This window comes from Streptomyces sp. HM190 (assembly GCF_009857135.1).
In the GTDB taxonomy this organism is placed as follows: domain Bacteria; phylum Actinomycetota; class Actinomycetes; order Streptomycetales; family Streptomycetaceae; genus Streptomyces; species Streptomyces heilongjiangensis.
In genome coordinates this window covers 5,818,341-5,836,983 of record NZ_CP047318.1, presented here as the reverse complement: position 1 = coordinate 5,836,983, position 18,643 = coordinate 5,818,341, and the positions used below count along the sequence as shown (strand labels likewise).

At 71.0% G+C, this 18,643-nt stretch carries 18 protein-coding genes, 1 pseudogene and 1 riboswitch; of the genes and pseudogenes, 9 read left to right on the top strand and 10 right to left on the bottom strand.

The window, feature by feature from the left end; genetic code table 11:
* Positions 1-71: 71 nt before the first annotated feature.
* The 6 genes from GSY65_RS25030 (at position 72) to GSY65_RS25005 (ending at position 7,644) form a co-directional block, all read left to right on the top strand.
* On the top strand, positions 72-353 hold the full coding sequence (locus GSY65_RS25030; RefSeq protein WP_159772815.1) for a DUF3311 domain-containing protein: 282 nt from the start codon (positions 72-74) through the stop codon (positions 351-353).
* Entirely contained in the window at positions 350-1,978 is a 1,629-nt protein-coding gene (gene mctP, locus GSY65_RS25025; RefSeq protein WP_159772812.1) for a monocarboxylate uptake permease MctP, read from the top strand. Before GSY65_RS25030 ends, mctP begins: the two co-directional genes overlap by 4 nt.
* 233 nt (positions 1,979-2,211) lie before the next feature.
* Positions 2,212-3,201: a nucleoside hydrolase gene (locus GSY65_RS25020; RefSeq protein WP_159772809.1), complete on the top strand. Its 990-nt coding sequence runs from the start codon at positions 2,212-2,214 to the stop codon at positions 3,199-3,201.
* 182 nt (positions 3,202-3,383) lie between these two features.
* The gene (locus tag GSY65_RS25015) at positions 3,384-3,890 is read left to right on the top strand and encodes a GNAT family N-acetyltransferase (protein ID WP_159772806.1); all 507 of its coding nucleotides are present in this window, start codon (positions 3,384-3,386) and stop codon (positions 3,888-3,890) included.
* Positions 3,891-3,952: 62 nt separating this feature from the next.
* Positions 3,953-4,076, top strand: a riboswitch (cobalamin riboswitch).
* Between the two features lie 125 nt (positions 4,077-4,201).
* Positions 4,202-6,634, top strand: a complete 2,433-nt coding sequence (locus GSY65_RS25010; protein WP_159772803.1) for a ribonucleoside-diphosphate reductase subunit alpha — start codon at positions 4,202-4,204, stop codon at positions 6,632-6,634.
* A complete protein-coding gene (locus GSY65_RS25005) occupies positions 6,634-7,644 on the top strand; it encodes a ribonucleotide-diphosphate reductase subunit beta (RefSeq protein WP_159772800.1) in 1,011 nt (336 codons plus the stop codon). The genes GSY65_RS25010 and GSY65_RS25005 overlap by 1 nt, the downstream gene beginning before the upstream one ends.
* Positions 7,645-7,876: 232 nt before the next feature.
* Here the strand turns inward: GSY65_RS25005 and GSY65_RS25000 are convergent, their stop codons facing one another.
* Positions 7,877-8,092 (bottom strand): hypothetical protein, encoded by a 216-nt coding sequence (locus GSY65_RS25000; protein WP_159772797.1) that lies wholly within the window; start codon positions 8,090-8,092, stop codon positions 7,877-7,879.
* A gap of 93 nt (positions 8,093-8,185) precedes the next feature.
* Between GSY65_RS25000 and GSY65_RS24995 the strand changes: the two genes are divergently transcribed.
* Positions 8,186-9,151 (top strand): GlxA family transcriptional regulator, encoded by a 966-nt coding sequence (locus GSY65_RS24995; RefSeq protein ID WP_159772794.1) that lies wholly within the window; start codon positions 8,186-8,188, stop codon positions 9,149-9,151.
* Between the two features lie 74 nt (positions 9,152-9,225).
* Here the strand turns inward: GSY65_RS24995 and def are convergent, their stop codons facing one another.
* From def to GSY65_RS34365, 5 genes are all read right to left on the bottom strand, one after another.
* Positions 9,226-9,876 carry a peptide deformylase gene (gene def, locus GSY65_RS24990; RefSeq protein ID WP_159772791.1) on the bottom strand — a complete coding sequence of 217 codons (651 nt, stop codon included), beginning with the start codon at positions 9,874-9,876 and terminating at the stop codon, positions 9,226-9,228.
* Positions 9,877-10,011: 135 nt separating this feature from the next.
* Complete coding sequence (locus tag GSY65_RS24985) at positions 10,012-11,019, bottom strand: tetratricopeptide repeat protein (protein ID WP_159772788.1); 1,008 nt, start codon at positions 11,017-11,019, stop codon at positions 10,012-10,014.
* Between the two features lie 126 nt (positions 11,020-11,145).
* Positions 11,146-12,402, bottom strand: a complete 1,257-nt coding sequence (locus GSY65_RS24980) for an HD-GYP domain-containing protein (protein WP_159772785.1) — start codon at positions 12,400-12,402, stop codon at positions 11,146-11,148.
* Entirely contained in the window at positions 12,399-13,775 is a 1,377-nt protein-coding gene (locus GSY65_RS24975; RefSeq protein WP_159772782.1) for an HD-GYP domain-containing protein, read from the bottom strand. The genes GSY65_RS24980 and GSY65_RS24975 overlap by 4 nt, the downstream gene beginning before the upstream one ends.
* 201 nt (positions 13,776-13,976) lie before the next feature.
* Positions 13,977-14,108 carry a hypothetical protein gene (locus GSY65_RS34365; RefSeq protein WP_268978228.1) on the bottom strand — a complete coding sequence of 44 codons (132 nt, stop codon included), beginning with the start codon at positions 14,106-14,108 and terminating at the stop codon, positions 13,977-13,979.
* A 94-nt stretch (positions 14,109-14,202) separates the two neighbouring features.
* Here GSY65_RS34365 and GSY65_RS24965 point away from each other — a divergent pair.
* A pseudogene (locus tag GSY65_RS24965) lies at positions 14,203-14,567 on the top strand (hypothetical protein).
* Between the two features lie 143 nt (positions 14,568-14,710).
* Here the strand turns inward: GSY65_RS24965 and rsrA are convergent.
* The 4 genes from rsrA to GSY65_RS24945 form a co-directional block, all read right to left on the bottom strand.
* Entirely contained in the window at positions 14,711-15,022 is a 312-nt protein-coding gene (gene rsrA / locus GSY65_RS24960; protein WP_159772779.1) for a mycothiol system anti-sigma-R factor, read from the bottom strand.
* Positions 15,019-15,690: an RNA polymerase sigma factor SigR gene (sigR, locus tag GSY65_RS24955; protein ID WP_201452831.1), complete on the bottom strand. Its 672-nt coding sequence runs from the start codon at positions 15,688-15,690 to the stop codon at positions 15,019-15,021. Before sigR ends, rsrA begins: the two co-directional genes overlap by 4 nt.
* Positions 15,691-15,995: 305 nt before the next feature.
* Positions 15,996-16,631 (bottom strand): alpha/beta hydrolase family protein, encoded by a 636-nt coding sequence (locus tag GSY65_RS24950; protein ID WP_201452830.1) that lies wholly within the window; start codon positions 16,629-16,631, stop codon positions 15,996-15,998.
* A gap of 10 nt (positions 16,632-16,641) precedes the next feature.
* Positions 16,642-17,457 carry an SOS response-associated peptidase gene (locus tag GSY65_RS24945; RefSeq protein ID WP_159772770.1) on the bottom strand — a complete coding sequence of 272 codons (816 nt, stop codon included), beginning with the start codon at positions 17,455-17,457 and terminating at the stop codon, positions 16,642-16,644.
* A 354-nt stretch (positions 17,458-17,811) separates the two neighbouring features.
* Here GSY65_RS24945 and GSY65_RS24940 point away from each other — a divergent pair, with 354 nt between their 5' ends.
* Positions 17,812-18,534, top strand: a complete 723-nt coding sequence (locus GSY65_RS24940) for a M50 family metallopeptidase (RefSeq protein WP_159772767.1) — start codon at positions 17,812-17,814, stop codon at positions 18,532-18,534.
* Positions 18,535-18,643 lie beyond the last annotated feature (109 nt).

Genomic DNA, 18,643 nt, shown 5'->3' with positions numbered 1-18,643 from the left:
CGCGCAGCGGAGCAGTCCCTTAGATTTCCTGCGCATTGCTCAGGTGATCAGTGAGGGGACGGAGCCCTGGTATGTCCAATGCGCCCGACGTGAAATCACCGGAGACACCGGCGGTGACACCTGTCAGAGTAGTCATCGCCCTGTTCCTGTTCGCCCCGTTCGTGGCGATGCTCTGGGTCGGTTCGTACGCCAAGACGGATCCCGCGTTCATCGGTATCCCGTTCTTCTACTGGTACCAGATGGCCTGGGTGCTGATCTCCACCGCGCTCACGGCCGCCGCCTACGCCCTGTGGCAGCGTGACCAGCGCGCCCGCAGGTCCGCGCGGTCCGAGGACGGGGGTGTCGCGCGGTGAAGGACGGCGTGAACGGCGTGGCACTCGCCGTCTTCATCTTCTTCTTCCTGGCCGTCACGGTCATGGGTTTCATGGCCGCCCGGTGGCGCAAGGCCGAGAACGAGCACAGCCTCGACGAATGGGGGCTGGGCGGAAGGTCGTTCGGCACCTGGATCACCTGGTTCCTGCTCGGCGGCGACCTCTACACCGCGTACACCTTCGTCGCAGTACCGGCGGCGATCTACGCGGCGGGCGCGGCCGGCTTCTTCGCGGTGCCCTACACGATCCTCGTGTACCCGCTCATCTTCACGTTCCTGCCGCGCCTGTGGTCGGTGTCGCACCGGCACGGGTACGTGACCACGTCGGACTTCGTCCGCGGCCGCTTCGGGTCGAAGGGCCTGTCGCTCGCGGTGGCCCTGACCGGCATTCTGGCGACGATGCCCTACATCGCGCTCCAGCTCGTCGGCATCCAGGCCGTGCTGGACGTGATGGGTGTCGGCGGCGGTGAGAACACCAACTGGTTCATCAAGGACCTGCCGCTGCTGATCGCCTTCGGCGTCCTGGCCGCGTACACCTACTCCTCCGGCCTCCGCGCCCCCGCGCTGATCGCGTTCGTGAAGGACACGCTGATCTACATCGTCATCGCGGTGGCGATCATCTACATCCCGATCAAGCTGGGCGGCTTCGACGACATCTTCGCCAAGGCGAGCGAGGCGTACGGCCAGACCAACCCGGCGACGGGCGCGCCGCGCGGGGCCCTGGTCCCAGGCGACGCCAATCAGTGGACGTACGCGACCCTGGCGCTCGGCTCGGCGCTCGCGCTCTTCATGTACCCGCACTCGATCACCGCGACGCTGTCCTCGAAGAGCCGCGAGGTCATCCGGCGCAACACCACGATCCTGCCGCTGTACTCGCTGATGCTGGGCCTGCTGGCGCTGCTGGGCTTCATGGCGATCGCGGCCGGGATCAAGGTGCAGAACGGGCAGCTGGCGATCCCGCAGTTGTTCGAGACCATGTTCCCGGACTGGTTCGCGGGTGTGGCCTTCGCGGCGATCGGCATCGGCGCGCTGGTACCGGCGGCGATCATGTCCATCGCCGCGGCGAACCTCTTCACGCGCAACATCTACAAGGACTTCATCAAGCCGGACGCCACCCCCGCGCAGGAGACGAAGGTCTCCAAGCTGGTGTCGCTGCTGGTGAAGGTCGGCGCGCTGGTCTTCGTGCTGACGATGGACAAGACGGTCGCCATCAACTTCCAGCTCCTCGGCGGCATCTGGATCCTCCAGACCTTCCCGGCCCTGGTCGGTGGCCTCTTCACCCGCTGGTGCCACCGCTGGGCCCTGCTCGCCGGCTGGGCGGTCGGCATGATCTACGGGACGGTCGCCGCGTGGAACGTGTCGTCGCCGACCCAGAAGCACTTCGGCGGCTCCTCCGCGGAGATCCCCGGCATCGGCGAGATCGGCTACATCGGCCTCACGGCGTTCGTCCTCAACGCCGTCGTCACCGTGGTCCTCACCTTCGTCCTCCGGGCGGCCAAGGCCCCCGACGGCATCGACGAGACCAAGCCGAGCGACTACACGGCCGACGCGGGCGACGCGGGCGTCCAGGTGGAACTGCCGCCGGCGACGGCCGGTTCGAGTCACTGACGCTCTGACGCGCAGACCCCGCGCCCCCGGGCAAGGGCCTGGTCCTTTCCCGCGGGCCGAAGGCCCGGAGGGGGCGCGGGGAACTGCGCGAGCGACCATGACGAACCCGCACACGCCGGGCAACCGGACTCCCGTGTGCGGAGGCGACCGTGGGACCTGAAGGGGACCCGAGGGGCACAGCTCTCGACGACGAGGACAGCGGCGGCAGGCGCGCCCCCGGCTACCCTTGCCCCGTGACCGTCCGCTCACCGATCGTCCTGGACAGCGACCCCGGTATCGACGACGCCGTAGCCCTGCAGTACCTCCTCGGGACGGGCCTGTGGGACCTGAAGGCCTACACCTCGGTCGGCGGCAACCTCCCCGCCGACGCCACCTACCGCAACGCCCGCTCCCTGGCCCGAGCCCTCCGCATCGACGCCGACGTCCCCGTTCACCGGGGCGCGGGCCGCGCCCTCTCCCGCCTTCCCTACCGCGAGGCGACCGCCTTCCACGGCCGGGCGGGCCTCGGCGAGGAGTCCCTGCCCGACTCCACCGCCCCGCACCCCACGGAGTCCTCCGCGCAGGCCCTGCTGCGCCTGTCCCGCGAGCACGAGGGCGAATTGACGGTGTGCGCCACCGGCCCGCTCACGAACGTCGCGATCGCCCTGCTGGAGGATCCCGGGTTCGCCCGTCGCGTCGCGAAGTTCGTGTTCATGGGCGGCGCCGCGCAGGTACCGGGGAACGTCACCCCGGTTGCCGAGTTCAACATCTGGTCCGACCCGGACGCCGCCGAGATCGTGCTCTCCTCCGGCATCCCCTTCACGATGGTCGACCTGGACGCCTCCCACCGCTGGCTGTTCCGCCCCGCGGACCTCGCGGCGCTGGAGGCGGCGGGCCCGGGCACGGCGCTCGCCGCCCGGCTGATGCGGACGTACACGAAGGCCTACACCCGCCACGGCGGGGACGGCACGTGTCCACTGCACGATCCGCTGGCGGTGGGAGTGTGCGGGGACGAGGCGTTCGTGGCAACCGCCGAGGGGGCCGTGATCGTGGAGTGCGCGAGCGAACTCACGCGCGGCCAGACCGTGTTCGTACCGGTCGGCGCCCGGCGCGTCCACTACTCCGAATCCCCCTCCTTGACGGCTCGCCTCCGCGTCACCGGCCGCGTCGCCCTCGGCCCGGGGCCCCGCGACTTCAGCGACCACTTCGTGACGACGCTGCCGCACTGGCCGGCTCTGCCCTGACCGACCCGCCGCCGCTGCCGCCACTGCGCCCACCCGACTCGGCCTCAGCCGCTGCCCCGCCCACAGCCGCCAGCCGCCAGCCGCCAGCCGCCAGCCGCCAGCCGCACGGACTATCACATGATCAACCGTCCCTGTGGACAACCGCGGACCTGCCCCCCGCCTCCTCGTGCAGACTGCGTTCCATGGACATCACGATCAGGCCCCTCTCCCCCGACGAGTACACCGACCTCGGCGACATCACCGCGCAGGCCTACCTGACGGACGGACTGCTCGACTTCGGCGAGAGCGACGCCTACCTCGGCGAACTGCGGGACGTGGCGAAGCGGGCCGTCGCGGCCGAGGTGCTCGTCGCCGTGGCGGAGGGGCGGGTGGTCGGCGGGGTGACCTTCGTCCCGGACGGAGGCGCCATGGCCGATATCGCCACCACCGGGGAGGCCGAGATCCGGATGCTGGCGGTCGATCACGCCGCCCGCGGCCGCGGCATCGGCGAGGCCCTCGTACGTGACTGCGTCGAGCGCGCCAGAGCCGTCGAGGGCTGCGTACGGGTCGTGCTCTCGACCCAGCGGGCCATGCACTCCGCCCACCGCATCTACGAACGCCTGGGCTTCGTTCGCACGCCGGCCCGCGACTGGAGCCCCGTCCCGCACCTCCCGGACCTGACGCTGCTCACCTATGAGTTGACGCTATGACACGCTCCGAAGTCGCCGCGACACAACATCTGGTGGTGGACCGGCGGCCCAACACAAGATGTATGCTCATGCTCGCTGTCGCCGCAGGGGAATCCGGTGCGAATCCGGAACTGTCCCGCAACGGTGTACTTGCGTGTCTTCGCACGCGAGTCCAGTCCGAGGACCTGCCGACAGTGCGCCCGGCCGTCCGGTCCGGGTGCCCTGACGTCCGGGCCTCGTGGAATGGGCCGGTGGACGCGACGCCCCCGTGCGCTCGTGTGCTGCTGCCTGCCTTCCGCGCGGCCCCGTGCCGAGCGAGGGAGAGCCCCCACGTGACCATCGCGCCAGCCGACCCGGTTTCAGCCACCCCGGCCACCGCCGGACCGGCTTCCGCCACCCCGGCGACGGAGACCGACGGTCCCGGTGCCGCGTTGCTGCGGACCCTGACCGAGCTGACCGCCGACCTCCCCGACGCCGACCCCGGCCGGGTCGCCGCCGCCGCGCTGCGCGGCCGGTCCACGCGGGCGGACGAGACGGAGCTGCGCGAGCTGGCCACGGAGGCGGCCGCCGGCCTCATCTCCGAGGACCCCGCCTACTCGAAGCTGGCCGCCCGCCTGCTGACGATCTCCATCCGCGCCGAGGCCACCTCCCAGGGCGTCACGACGTTCACGGAGTCCGTCGCCGTGGGCCACCGGGAAGGGCTCGTCGCCGACCGCACGGCGGAGTTCGTGCGCCTGCACGGCGAACGGCTCGACGCGCTCGTCGACCCGGCCGCCGACGACCGGTTCGGCTACTTCGGGCTGCGCACGCTCCACAGCCGCTACCTCCTCAGGCACCCGATCACCCGCAAGGTCGTGGAGACCCCGCAGCACTTCATGCTGCGGGTGGCCAGTGGTCTCGCCGAGGACGACACGGCGCGGTCCGTGGACGAGGTCGCCGCACTGTACGGGCTCATGAGCCGCCTCGACTACCTGCCCTCCTCCCCCACCCTCTTCAACTCCGGTACGCGGCACCCCCAGATGTCGTCCTGCTACCTCCTCGACTCCCCGCTGGACGAGCTGGACTCCATCTACGACCGCTACCACCAGGTGGCCCGCCTCTCGAAACACGCCGGCGGCATCGGCCTGTCGTACTCCCGCATCCGTTCACGGGGTTCGCTGATCCGGGGCACCAACGGGCACTCCAACGGCATCGTGCCGTTCCTGAAGACGCTGGACGCCTCGGTCGCCGCCGTGAACCAGGGCGGCCGGCGCAAGGGCGCGGCAGCGGTCTACCTGGAGACCTGGCACTCCGACATCGAGGAGTTCCTGGAGCTGCGGGACAACACCGGTGAGGACGCCCGCCGTACCCACAACCTGAACCTGGCGCACTGGGTCCCGGACGAGTTCATGCGCCGGGTCAACGCGGACGAGCAGTGGTCGCTGTTCTCCCCGGCGGACGTGCCCGAGCTGGTCGACCTGTGGGGCGCGGAGTTCGACGCCGCGTACCGCAAGGCGGAGGCGGACGGGCTGGCACGGAAGACCATCCCGGCCCGTGACCTGTACGGCCGCATGATGCGGACGCTCGCGCAGACCGGCAACGGCTGGATGACGTTCAAGGACGCCGCCAACCGCACCGCCAACCAGACCGCCGAGCCGGGCCACGTCGTCCACTCCTCCAACCTGTGCACGGAGATCCTGGAGGTCACCGACGACGGTGAGACGGCGGTCTGCAACCTGGGCTCGGTGAACCTGGGCGCCTTCGTCGACGTCACGACCGGGGACCTGGACTGGCGGCGGCTGGACGAGACCGTCCGCACGGCCGTGACCTTCCTGGACCGGGTCGTCGACATCAACTTCTACCCGACCGAGCAGGCGGGCCGGTCCAACGCCAAGTGGCGCCCCGTGGGCCTCGGCGCGATGGGCCTGCAGGACGTCTTCTTCAAGCTGCGGCTACCGTTCGACTCGGCCGAGGCGAAGGCCCTGTCCACCCGTATCGCCGAGCGCATCATGCTCGCCGCGTACGAGGCGTCCACCGACCTCGCCGAGCGCAACGGCCCGCTGCCGGCCTGGGAGAAGACCCGGACGGCCCGCGGTGTGCTGCATCCCGACCACTACGGCGTGGAGTTCACCTGGCCGGAGCGCTGGGCGGCCCTGCGCGAGCGCGTCGCCGCCGTCGGCATGCGTAACTCGCTGCTCCTCGCCATCGCGCCCACGGCGACCATCGCCTCCATCGCCGGTGTGTACGAGTGCATCGAGCCGCAGGTGTCCAACCTGTTCAAGCGGGAGACTCTCTCCGGTGAGTTCCTCCAGGTCAACTCCTACCTGGTGAAGGACCTCAAGGAGCTGGGCGTCTGGGACGCCCGCACCCGTGAGGCGCTGCGCGACTCGAACGGCTCGGTGCAGGACTTCGCGTGGATCCCCGCCGACGTCCGGGCCTTGTACCGCACCGCCTGGGAGATCCCCCAGCGCGGACTGATCGACATGGCCGCCGCCCGCACGCCGTATCTCGACCAGGCCCAGTCGCTGAACCTGTTCCTGGAGACGCCGACCATCGGCAAGCTCTCCTCGATGTACGCGTACGTCTGGAAGTCGGGGCTGAAGACGACGTACTACCTGCGCTCGCGCCCGGCGACCCGTATCGCCCGCGCCGCCCAGGGCCAGGGCCAGGCGCGGACGCAGCTCCCCACCCAGTCCGGGAAGACCATCCCCGTCCAGCAGGCCGCCGACCCGGATGCCGTCGCCTGCTCCCTTGAGAACCCCGAGTCCTGCGAGGCCTGCCAGTGATGTCCAGCACCCAGAACCTTCTCGACCCCGGCTTCGAGCTGACTCTGCGCCCCATGCGCTACCCGGACTTCTACGAGCGCTACCGGGACGCCATCAAGAACACCTGGACCGTGGAGGAGGTCGACCTCCACTCGGACGTCGCCGACCTCGCGAAGCTCAGCCCCGCCGAGCAGCACCTGATCGGCCGTCTGGTCGCCTTCTTCGCGACGGGCGACTCGATCGTCGCGAACAACCTGGTGCTGACGCTCTACAAGCACATCAACTCGCCCGAGGCGCGGCTGTATCTGTCGCGGCAGCTGTTCGAGGAGGCCGTCCACGTCCAGTTCTACCTGACGCTGCTGGACACCTACCTGCCCGACCCGGAGGACAGGGCGGCGGCGTTCGCGGCGGTGGAGAACATCCCGTCCATCCGGGAGAAGGCCGAGTTCTGCTTCCGGTGGATGGACTCGGTGGAGAAGCTGGACCGTCTGGAGTCCCGGGCGGACCGCCGCCGCTTCCTGCTCAACCTCATCTGCTTCGCGGCGTGCATCGAAGGGCTGTTCTTCTACGGTGCCTTCGCGTACGTCTACTGGTTCCGCAGCCGGGGTCTGCTGCACGGTCTGGCGACCGGCACCAACTGGGTCTTCCGCGACGAGACGATGCACATGAGCTTCGCGTTCGACGTGGTCGACACCGTCCGCAAGGAGGAGCCGGACCTCTTCGACGACGAGCTGCAGCAGCAGGTGACGGACATGCTGCGGGAGGCCGTGGAGGCCGAGCTGCAGTTCGCCCGCGACCTGTGCGGTGACGGCCTGCCGGGCATGAACACCGACTCCATGCGGCAGTACCTGGAGTGCGTCGCCGACCAGCGGCTGACGCGGCTGGGCTTCGCGCCGGTGTACGGCTCGGAGAACCCCTTCTCCTTCATGGAGCTGCAGGGCGTCCAGGAGCTGACCAACTTCTTCGAGCGGCGCCCGTCCGCGTACCAGGTCGCGGTGGAGGGCACCGTCGACCTGGACGAGGACTTCTAGAACCCGCGAGCCGGCTCCGCCTCGGGGGGAGGGGCCGGCTCGCCCCGGTCCGCCGGGGTCACGTGAGCGTCGGGCAGCGCCATCCCCTTCTGCTCCCGCTTCTGCTTCCAGGCGGCGCCGGTCCAGTCGGCGAAGGCACCGCTCGGGGGCACTGCAGGCGGAGAAGGTACTGCTGCGAGTGACGCCGTGCGCGGGACAAGGGACGCGGGACGCGTGTCGCACGCCTGTGAGATCAAACCGTGCGGGCGAAGCGTCGCGAGGCGGAAGCGGAGGCGGGGCGCTCGGATCGCGCCCCGTCGATCGCGGCCTGGCGTTCCGTCGCCTCCCTGAGCTGCCGGTCCACGCGCCGGTCATGGGCGACGCCGACGAGGGCGGGCAGCACGACCAGGGCGAGCATGGCGACGACGACCAGTGTTCCGATGAGCGCTTGCAGCTGTGTGGTGTTCATGGACACCACTGTCGCGCGGAACACTCCTGACAAACAGTGGCAGTACTGCCGCGCACCCTTCAATTACTGCCACTTCCGGGGCACACTGGAGGCATGCTGACCAACGTGGCGGCCGTCCTCATGGACGGCGTGCACCCCTTCGAACTCGGTGTCGTCTGCGAGGTCTTCGGTCTGGACCGCAGCGACGAGGGTCTGCCCGTGTACGACTTCGCTGTCGCCTCCGCGGAGGGTCCGACCCTGCGGACGCACGCCGGGTTCACGATCTCGACGCCGTACGGTCTGGACCGGCTCGACGAGGCCGACCTGATCGTCGTCCCGGCGGGCGAGAGCTATGTGCGCCGCATCTATCCGGCGGACCTGCTGGACGCGCTGCGTCGCGCCACCGACCGGGGCGCCCGGGTGCTGAGCGTGTGCTCGGGGGTGTTCGTGCTCGGTGCGGCCGGTCTGCTGGACGGCCGGCGCTGCGCGGTGCACTGGCGGCACTCGGACGAGCTGTCCCGCCAGTATCCGCGCGCGGTGGTGGAGCCGGACGTGCTGTACGTGGACGAGGACCCGGTGATCACCTCGGCGGGCACGGCGGCCGGCATCGACGCGTGTCTGCACATCGTGCGCAAGGAGCAGGGGCCGGAGGTCGCCAACAAGATCGCCCGGCGGATGGTGGTGCCACCGCACCGGGACGGGGGCCAGGCCCAGTACATCGACCGGCCGCTGCCACGCTCGCAATGCGACACGGTCGGCGAGGTGCTCACGTGGATGGAGCGCCATCTCGACGAGGAGGTCACCGTCGAGCAGCTCGCGGCACGCGCCCACATGTCGCCGCGAACGTTCGCCCGCCGCTTCCAGCAGGAGACGGGGACCACGCCGTACCGCTGGATCCTGCGCCAACGGGTGCTGCTGGCACAGCGGTTGCTGGAAGCGACGGACGAGACGATGGACGCGATCGCCTGGCGCACCGGTTTCGGCACGGCGTCCACCCTGCGCCATCAGTTCGTCCGGGCCCTGGGCACGACACCGCAGGCCTACCGCCGTACCTTCCGGGGTCCGGAAGCCGCCGCCTGAGACGGCGCCGGGCACGCCTCCGGGCGGTCGGCTGCCGCCCGGAACGCGCGCCCGGGATGTGTCCGTGCGGTGGTTCAGTCGTTCGCGACGACGGGGTAGCGGGGCTCGTTCTCGGCCATCTGCCGCAGTGCGTCCTTGCGGTCGCGCTTGGACAGCCGGTCGATGTACAGGTAGCCGTACAGGTGGTCGGTCTCGTGCTGGAGGCAGCGCGCGAAGTACCCGGTGCCGCGGACCTTGATCGGGTTGCCCTTCTCGTCCTGGCCGGTGACCTCGGCGTAGTCGGGCCGGGCGAGCGGCATGTACGCGGTAGGCACCGACAGGCAGCCCTCGTTGCTGTCGTCCAACCGGCGCTTTTCGGCAGGCAGTTCGACGAGCTTGGGGTTGCAGACCACGCCGACGTGGCGGTTGCCCTCGTCGTCGGGGCAGTCGTACACGAACACCTTCAGGTCGACGCCGATCTGGTTGGCGGCGAGGCCCACGCCCTCGGCGGTGCGCTGGCTGGCGAACATGTCGTCGACCAGCTTGGCGAGTTCGTCGCCGAACTCCGTGACGTCCTTGCACTCCTTGTGCAGGACGGGGTTCCCGACGACGGTGATGGGCAGCGAGGTGCCGCGCTCACGGTACGCCTGCTCGCGCTCCTCGCAGTCCTCCGTGTCGACGACGAACCCGTCGTCGTCGACGGGGAGCACGCCCACGTGCTGCTGTTCGGTCTCCTGCTGAGCCATGACAGACGTACGCCTTCCTCACAAAACAAGGGCTGAGTTGCTGATACAGGGTACGGGCAGCGGCGGAGCGAAGCGTCGGCAACCGCGTGACCGGCCGGATGCGGCCCGTGCCCCGGCGTACGACTGCTCGGGCTTCTAACAGACCTCTTCGAGATCCCGCCAGTCCCTGGAATCAGGGCTGTCGGCGACCCATCCGTCGAGCAGCCCCCGGACCAGCGACGCCGGGGCGGCGATGCCGCACTCCCGCTCGGGCACCCACAACTGCCCGTCCGTGACGTGCCCGAGCGGCCCGGGGTGCCCCGGCTCGCTGTGGTCGTGCGGGTCCATGTGGTCCCCGTCACCCTCGTCGGACGGCATCCGGGACTCCGAGCAGAGCCGGCACAGTAGCCGTACCGACGACGACCAGTCCTCGGCAGCGAAGCCCGCGTCGGCCGCGAGCCGTTCCAACGCGTCCCGGTCGGCCTCCGTGGCGGCCTCCAGCAGCACCACCCAGGTCGGCACCGGCGACGGCGCCCACAGTTCGATCTCGTCGAAAACCGGGTAGGCGTGTCCGGCGGCCGTGGTGCGCTCGCCGTGCGGGACCCCGTCGTGGAGGACGACCTCGCCCCAGCGCCGCCCGGACGACGGCAGCGGAATGGAGAGCACCTCCATGCGCGCCGGGTCGAGCCTGCGCCCCCACACGACCTCGGCCTCGCCCTCCGGCGACAGCCGCACGGCGGCGCTGCCCAGGTCCATGCCGACCGGCTCCCCGGTGTCCGCGACGCCGCCCCCGGGCTTCGGCCGGGCCGCGCCGCCGGGCACCCGCAGCCCGTACGCCTGCCAGGCCCGGCGCGCCAGCGGCCAGTCCTGCAGGGCGGTGGCGGCGATGCCCACGTTCCACCAGTCGGGCGCCCCGGTCTCCCGGTCGAGCAGCGCGACGGCCCTCAGGCCGGCCGCCCTGGCCTGCTCCCAGTCGTGCCGGAACTTGTGCAGCAGGGCGAGGTTGAACCAGGACTCGGACAGCCACGGTTCCAGGTCCGCGGCACGTGTCAGCAGTGCGCCCGCGTCCTCGTAGCGACCGTCGCCGATGAGCGTGAACGCCCGGTCGGTGGCCTGCCGCCACGAGGCGGAGGGCCGATGCCGTCCCTTGCCGAAGATCCTCACGATTCCCGCCTGCCAGTTACGGTTCCCGCCTGCCGTTTCCGTGGAGTGGGCCGGCCGTCGCCCCCGGTTCACCCTCTCCCTCGCATCCAACCACGGACGGAAGGAGAGCCGCTCATTACCCATGGGTTACCCCACCACGGGCAAGGTCAGACCGTCTCGTGCCACCACCCTGGCAAGCGATTCGACCACCTCTGACTGATAGTCGTGTGCTGTCGCGAGCCGCAGGTCCTCCAGTGCCCTGAGCGGCCCCGAGGGGCCTGCTTCCCGGGTCTTCTCGTCGTATGCGTTCACCGCCCGGACGATTCGTGCGCCGAGCGGCTGGTCACGGTACGGATCGGCCTGACGCTCCACCACCACGGCGACCTCGGTGGCCACCCCGGTCTGCCGGACGACCGCCCCGCCCATCCGCGCGATCCGGCGCTGTTCGGCCGTAGGCAGACCGGCGGTGGCGCCGGCCGGCACCGGGTCGACCAGGCTGAGCTGCCCGATGTCGTGCATGAGGGCCGCGTACTCCAGCACGGTCAGCTCCCGCTCGCCGAGCCCCAGCTCCCGCCCCACCTCACGACTGAGCTCGGCGACCCTGCGGGCATGCCCCGGCGGGGTGTACCCGGCGATCTCGGTGGCCCGGGCCAGGGAGGCGATGGTCTGCCGGTACGTGGTCCGCACGGCCGCGTAGCGCCGGAACGACAACTGGGTGAGCAGCAGCGGAAGCGAGAACACGGGCAGCGCCCACAGCCCGGCCACCCCGACCGCCACGGCCATCACGACCCCGGTCGCGCACACCGCCGAACCGATCCCGAGGAGCCCTCGCAGTTCGTCCCGGAGCAACGGCCCGTACGGCCATCGCGTCCGGGCCCGCGCCAGGGCCGCCGCCAGGACCGCGTCGCACAGGGCGGTCACCACGAGCAGCCCGACGAGCAGCAGCACGCGCGCGTGCCCGCTCCAGCCCGAAAGCAGCCCGCTGCCGTGCAGGGGCTGGAAGCAGACGGCGGCGAAGGCGACGGTGAGCACGCGCCGGGTGAGGTGGTCGGCGGTGGTGACGCGCCACCATGCCCCGTGGGGCAGGCGCCCGAGCAGCGCGCCGACGGCGACGACGGCCACGACCTGCGGCACCCCGTGCTCGGTCGAACGCCCCGCGCACTCCCCCAGCAGCGCGTACGCGAGCCCTCCGGCCGCGCCCAGCGGCGCCTGCTCCCTGCCCTCCGCCCCGCGGTGGCGGAACAGTTCCCCCGCCGCCACGAGCGCCCCGAACGCAAGAGCGACTCCGGGCTCGTCGAGGCCGTACCAGAGGGTGTGCCCGAGGCCGGCGAGCACGAGCAGGGCGGACAGGCAACGGAGGAGGACGGGAAGGAGCGGGGCCGGGAGCACCCTCGGAGAACTCACCTGCCACGCCTCCCTGCGGCATCCCGCCCGACGGCGCCCCGATCGGCCGTGCCCCCTGCGCGCTCGCCAGCGGGTGCCGCCGGCGCCGGTACGTTCCGGCGGGGCTCGGTGGTCACCAGGGGCTCCCAGCCGCAGCGGGACAGCGCCCGGCCCAGCGCTCCCACCATCACGGGGTCGAACTGTGTGCCGGCGCAGCGCTCCAGTTCCTGCAGCGCGGCGGCGACCGGGCGGCCCCTGCGATAGGAGCGGGTCGAGGTCATCGCGTCGAACGCGTCGGCCACCGCCACCAGTCGCGCGAACTCCGGGATGTCGTCCCCGGCCAGCCCGTAGGGGTATCCGCTCCCGTCCATCCGCTCGTGATGGTGCAGGACCGCCGCGCGCGCCTCCCCGAGGAAGGAGATCCCACGCACCATCTCGTGCCCGTACTCGGGATGCAGTTCGACGATCCGGCGCTCCTCCGGGGTGAGCGGCCCGTCCTTGCGCAGCAGCCGCGTCGGCACCCCCAGTTTCCCCACGTCGTGGAGGATCCCGGCGAAGCGCAGCGTCTCGGCGCGCTCGTCGCCCATGCCCAGCTCACGGGCGATCATCAGGGAGGCCTGCCCTACCCGTTCGCTGTGGCCGCGCGTGTAGGCGTCCTTGATGTCGACGGCCTGCACGAGCGCCCGGATGGTCGCCTGGTGCGCCGCCCGCTCGCGGTGGTACTGCGCGAAGACCCAGCACGACACGTACATCGGCAGCAGGACGAGCAGCGCGGCGACGGGCCCGTACGGGCTGCGCCAGAGCACGGCCATCATCAGCCCGACGAGCCCGTGCGCGGTGACGGGTGCCAGGGCACGGAGGAGCAGGCCCCGCCAGGCGGCGCGCCACGGCACACGCTCGGCGAGCACCAGGATGCCGCCGTCGAGGAGGGCGAGCACGGCGCAGAACGTCAGCACGGCCGCCCCGGCGGGCAGCAGCGCGTCGGGGAAGTCGGGACCGACGACCGCGTCCGGGCCGCCGAGCGCCCCGTACGTCCAGGAGGCGGCCCAGACGGCGAGGACCAGCTGCGCCGCGCGCCAGACCCGCCGCAGTGCGCGCGGCCGCTGTTCGACGCGGGACACCAGCGCGCCCGGCACAGCGACGAGTGCGGCGACGGGGGGCGGCAGCAGGAAGGCGCCCGCGAGGAGCACCGGGAAGAAGGTGCCCATGCCCCGGGGAGCGAGGTGGCCGACGAATCGGCATCGGGTGATCTGCTCGCACCCGGCGTACAGGGCGGCGAGCAGGGCCACCGCCCACCAGGGGGTCCTGGGGCCGGGGAGGCCGGTGAGACAGACGAGGGCCGCGAGCACGGTACAGGCGACGTACACATGTGCCCATGCCGGAACCGATCTCATGGCGCCCCTCCCGAGATTCAGCTTCCGGAGCGTAGGGGCGAGTCGGCCCGGCCGGGGGTGACTACGGGCGAATCCCCTGGGCCACGAGGGCTTGATTAACTCATTCGAGTGAAATGGGTTCTTGGAGGGAGGGGAGAGGGCGGGAGCGTGCGGGGAGGCGTGTGGGGTCCGCCTCGGCCCGCCCCGTCCGCCTACGCCACCTCAGCCGGAGACGTCCGCCGCGAGGGCCTTGGTGAGTTGTTCCACGGTCGCCGGGGACTCGCGCTGGAACGCGGCGATGTCCAGGCAGTCGTCACCCATGACGGTCAGCAGGGTCCTTTCGCCGACCGCCACGACGATGACATGGCCGGCTCAGCAGCGGATGACCACCTCGCGGAGCGCGCCGGAGCCGGACTGGTCGGCGGCACTGAGGAATGGGGGCAGCAGGATGGACACCGAGACCGCACTCAAGGAAGCCATGACGGTCGACGGTGCGATCGGCGTGGCGCTGGTCGACTACGAGAGCGGTATGGCGCTCGGCACCCTCGGCGGGGGACAGCACCTCGACCTCGAACTCGCGGCCGCCGGGAGCACCGAGGTCGTGCGGTCCAAGATGCGCACGCCGGCCTCGCTCGACATGGACGACGTGATCGAGGACATCCTCATCACGCTCGGCGAGCAGTACGATCTGATCCGCCCGCTGAGCAGCAGCAAGGGCGCACTCTTCCTCCACCTGGCGCTCGACCGTCCCGCGGCAGTCTCGCCCTGGCCCGCCACAGTCTGAAGCGCGTGGAGACCGGCCCGGAGGTCTGATCTCCCGGCAGCGCACATGACCGAGCCCGTTCCGGGGCGGGCCTGACGGCCGCGCCCCGGAACGGGCTCGGTTCACGCGTGATCGCTTCGCACAGACCGCTTCACACGACCTTCGGGCGTACCCGCTGATGCGTGGGCGGCGCTCAGCTCTCCTGCGGTGTCGCAGGCGACGCCGTCACCTCCTGGTCGGGGACCGCCTGCCCGGAGCGGATCAGATCGATCCGCCCCATGACCTTGGCACGCAGGTCGGTCGGCACGTCGTCCTGCCCGCAGCACCGCTTGACGAGCTTCTTGACGGCCTGTTCGAGACCGTACTTCTCCAGGCACGGCGAGCACTCCTCGAAGTGGTGCTCGAACTTGGTGCAGTCGGCGTCGGGCATCTCACGGTCGAGGAACTCGTAGAGATGATCGAGGATCTCGCTGCAATCCGTCTCGTGCGGCTCTCCGCAGCTCATGAGCCCGAGCCTTTCGCTTCGTTCGACTCTCCGGCGCCGGCCGGGACCAGCCCGCGGTCACGGGCGTAGTCCTCGAGCATGCCGCGCAGTTGACGGCGGCCCCGGTGCAGCCGGGACATCACCGTACCGATGGGTGTCCCCATGATGTCGGCGATCTCCTTGTACGCAAAGCCCTCGACATCGGCGAGGTACACGGCGATGCGGAATTCCTCGGGGATCGCCTGCAACGCTTCCTTCACGTCCGAGTCGGGCAGGTGATCGAGCGCCTGCGACTCGGCCGAGCGCAGACCCGTCGACATGTGCGACTCGGCGCGCGCCAGCTGCCAGTCCTCGATCTCCTCGGCCGCGCTGCGCTGGGGCTCGCGCTGCTTCTTGCGGTACGAGTTGATGAAGGTGTTCGTGAGGATGCGGTACAGCCAGGCCTTCAGGTTGGTGCCCTCGCGGAACTGGTGGAAGGACGCGTACGCCTTGGCGTACGTCTCCTGTACCAGGTCCTCGGCGTCGGCCGGGTTGCGCGTCATGCGCAGCGCGGCCGAGTACATCTGGTCGAGGAATTCCAGCGCGTCCCGCTCGAAACGAGCGTTGCGGTCCGCGGCGGTCTCCGTGCCCTCGGGGTGCTCCGCCTGGCCCCGTTCGGTCCCTGCGTCGGTCCCAGTGACCGGACCCACCTCCTCCAGTGTCTGTGCGGTACCGAAACCGGTACCACCAGATTCGGAGGATAGACGACGATCCGCACCCGCCGCCGCCCGAACAGGGGCGCCCTTGGCCGCGTGCAACACCGTCCAGTCAAGGTCAGCGCGGCTGCTGCGGGTCGGGCAGATGGTCGAACCCATGCGGCGGACTTCCTCTCCTACGACGGTCAGCACGGTCTGTCGCACTGTCTGATGCGCACAACAGGGGACCGCCGCGCGGCATTCCCGCCTTCGCACCGACTCCTTACCGAGTGACCCGTTCCACTCGCTCCGGGGTGACCTCAGCGGGTGCGGGACAACGACGCGATCCACTCCACGACACCGTCGGTGATCACCTTCAGCGCCGCCTCCTGACCGAGGGGGGCCCGCTTCGGTACGGCGAACCCGTGGTCGCCGTGCGGTACCTCGACGAGCGTGTGGGGGCCCTCGGGGAACCCCTCCGGCCTCCCGAACGTGTCGGTCCCGCCCTGCACGACCAGTGTCGGCACCCCGGCGCCGAGCAGTTCGCCGGCGCGGGACTTCTCCGGCTTGCCCGGCGGATGCAGCGGGAAGCTCAGCGCGAGCACGGCCGCCGCGTCGAGTTCCTTCGCGGTACGGCAGGCCACCCGGGCCCCGGCGCTGCGCCCGCCCGCGATCACGGGCAGCCCCGGCCCGACGAGCGCGGGCCACACGCCCCGCCAGCCGACGTCCAGGGTCTTCGGCGCGGGCGCCAGCTTCTTGCCGGCCACCCGCCAGGGCTGCTCGACGAGCGCGACGGTCACCCCGTGCGCCGGGAGGACGGCGGCGAGGGCCTGCAGATCACGCGCCTCGACGCCGCCGCCCGCGCCGTGGCCGAGGGCGAGGACCCATCGGGCGTCGCTCGCCTCGTACCAGGTGACCCGGGCCGTTCCCGCGTCGGTGTCGATCTCTTCTCTGATGCCGTTCACGTCAGAAGAGTGTGCCCTCCTCGGGGCCCTCCAGCTCCTTCAGCAGCTCCGGAGCGTTGTTGCGGACGTTGCTGACGGCCGTGGAGACGGGGTAGGCGCGCATCAGTCCGGGGGGCGGCGGCTCCAGCAGTCCGCGCAGATCGTCGGGATCCGTGCGGACCGGGTCCAGCCAGCTGTCCCAGCGGTCGGGCGTCAGCATCAACGGCATCCGGGGGTGGATCTCGGCCAACGTGAACGGGCCGTCGGCGGGCGCCACGGCCAGCGGCGTCGTCTCGGCCTCCGTGGTGATCACCGAACAGGTGACCCACCAGGCCTGGGGGTGGTCGTCCGGCAGGGTCCTGTCCCGCCAGAACTCGTACAGCCCGGCCATGGCGAACACGGATCCGTCGGCCGGGAGCACGAAGTACGGCTGCTTGCGCGGCCGCTTCTTCTTCCCCTCGACCTCCAGGTCCCGCTCGTGCTTGCCGGTGACCCACTCGTAGTAGCCGTCGGCGGGCAGGATGCAGCGCCGGGACGCGAAGGCGCGACGGTACGAGGGCTTCTCGTGGACGGTCTCCGCGCGGGCGTTGATCATCCGGGCGGCGCCCTCGGGGCTCTTGGACCAGGAAGGAACGAGCCCCCACTTCAGCTTGCGCAACTGGCGGACCGGCCGCTTGTCGTCGGAATCCTTGAGGGGGCGGTCGAGAACCGCGTAGACCTCCTTGGTGGGGGCCACGTTGTAGTCGGGCTCCAGGGTCTCCTCCGGCTCCCACTTCTCGATCTCGAAGATTCCCGCGAGATCCTCCGGCCTGCGACTCGACGCATACCGCCCGCACATCTCGAACCACCCCTCCGACCCGCGCAACCACCGGATCCTCCACCCGGACACGTCCAAGGGTGGCAGACCCCCGCCGGGGCACGGCGCGCACAGGCGTCCACCAGGCGTCCACAGGTTCCCCTGTCAGAGTCCCTGTCGATGCCCCTGCCAGTGCCCTGCCAGTGACCAGGTCAGCGGTCGTACGCCGACCAGGGCAGCGCCCGGCACGGACCGCGCCCCGCCTCCACCACCACCGCTCCGACCAGCCGTTTTCCCCGCAGGAACGATCCCCGGCACGCGGGCGTCTCTCCTACCGTCCACCGCCGAGTGCCACACTTCCAGATCCGACGCGACCCGGAGGAGATACCGCCGACCATGGAAAGCACCGCAGCCACCTCGCTGGCCAGCCTGTGGGACGAGGTCTTCGGCACCCAGCCCGACCCCGACACCTGGGTCGTCATCGCCACCGCGGTGGCCGCGCTCGCCGTGGTCGTCCCGCACGGCGTCTGGCGGCTCTCGCGCAACGCGATCACCATCGCGCACGAGGGCGGCCACGGCCTGGTCGCCCTGCTCACCGGCCGCACCCTGACCGGCATACGCCTGCACTCCGACACCAGCGGCCTCACCGTCAGCCGCGGCAAGCCCACGGGCCTCGGCATGATCCTCACCGCGGCCGCCGGCTACACCGCTCCCCCGCTGCTCGGTCTCGGCGGCGCCGCCCTCCTCGGCTCCGGGCGCATCACGCTGCTGCTGTGGCTGGCCACGGTCCTCCTGGTGGCCATGCTGATCATGATCCGCAACGCGTACGGCGCCCTCACCGTCCTCCTCACCGGCGGCACCTTCGTCGTCGTCTCCTGGCTCGCCGGCCCCCAGGTCCAGGCGGCCTTCGCGTACGCCGTGGTGTGGTTCCTCCTCCTGGGCGGTGTGCGCCCCGCCTTCGAACTCCAGGCAAAGCGCCGCCGGGGCGGAGCCGGCGACTCCGACGCGGACCAGCTCTCCCGTCTGACCCATGTGCCGGCGACGGTGTGGCTGCTGATGTTCCACGTGGTGTCCGTGTGTGCGCTGCTGGGCGGCGGAAGGTGGCTCCTGAGGCTGTGACCGTCGTACGACACGGCTCAGCCCGGTCGGCCGCGCTCGCCCTCGAACCTGCGCCGAACGCACGCGCACGCGAGGAGTGACGCACGTCAACCGGCTGAGCCCGGCAGCG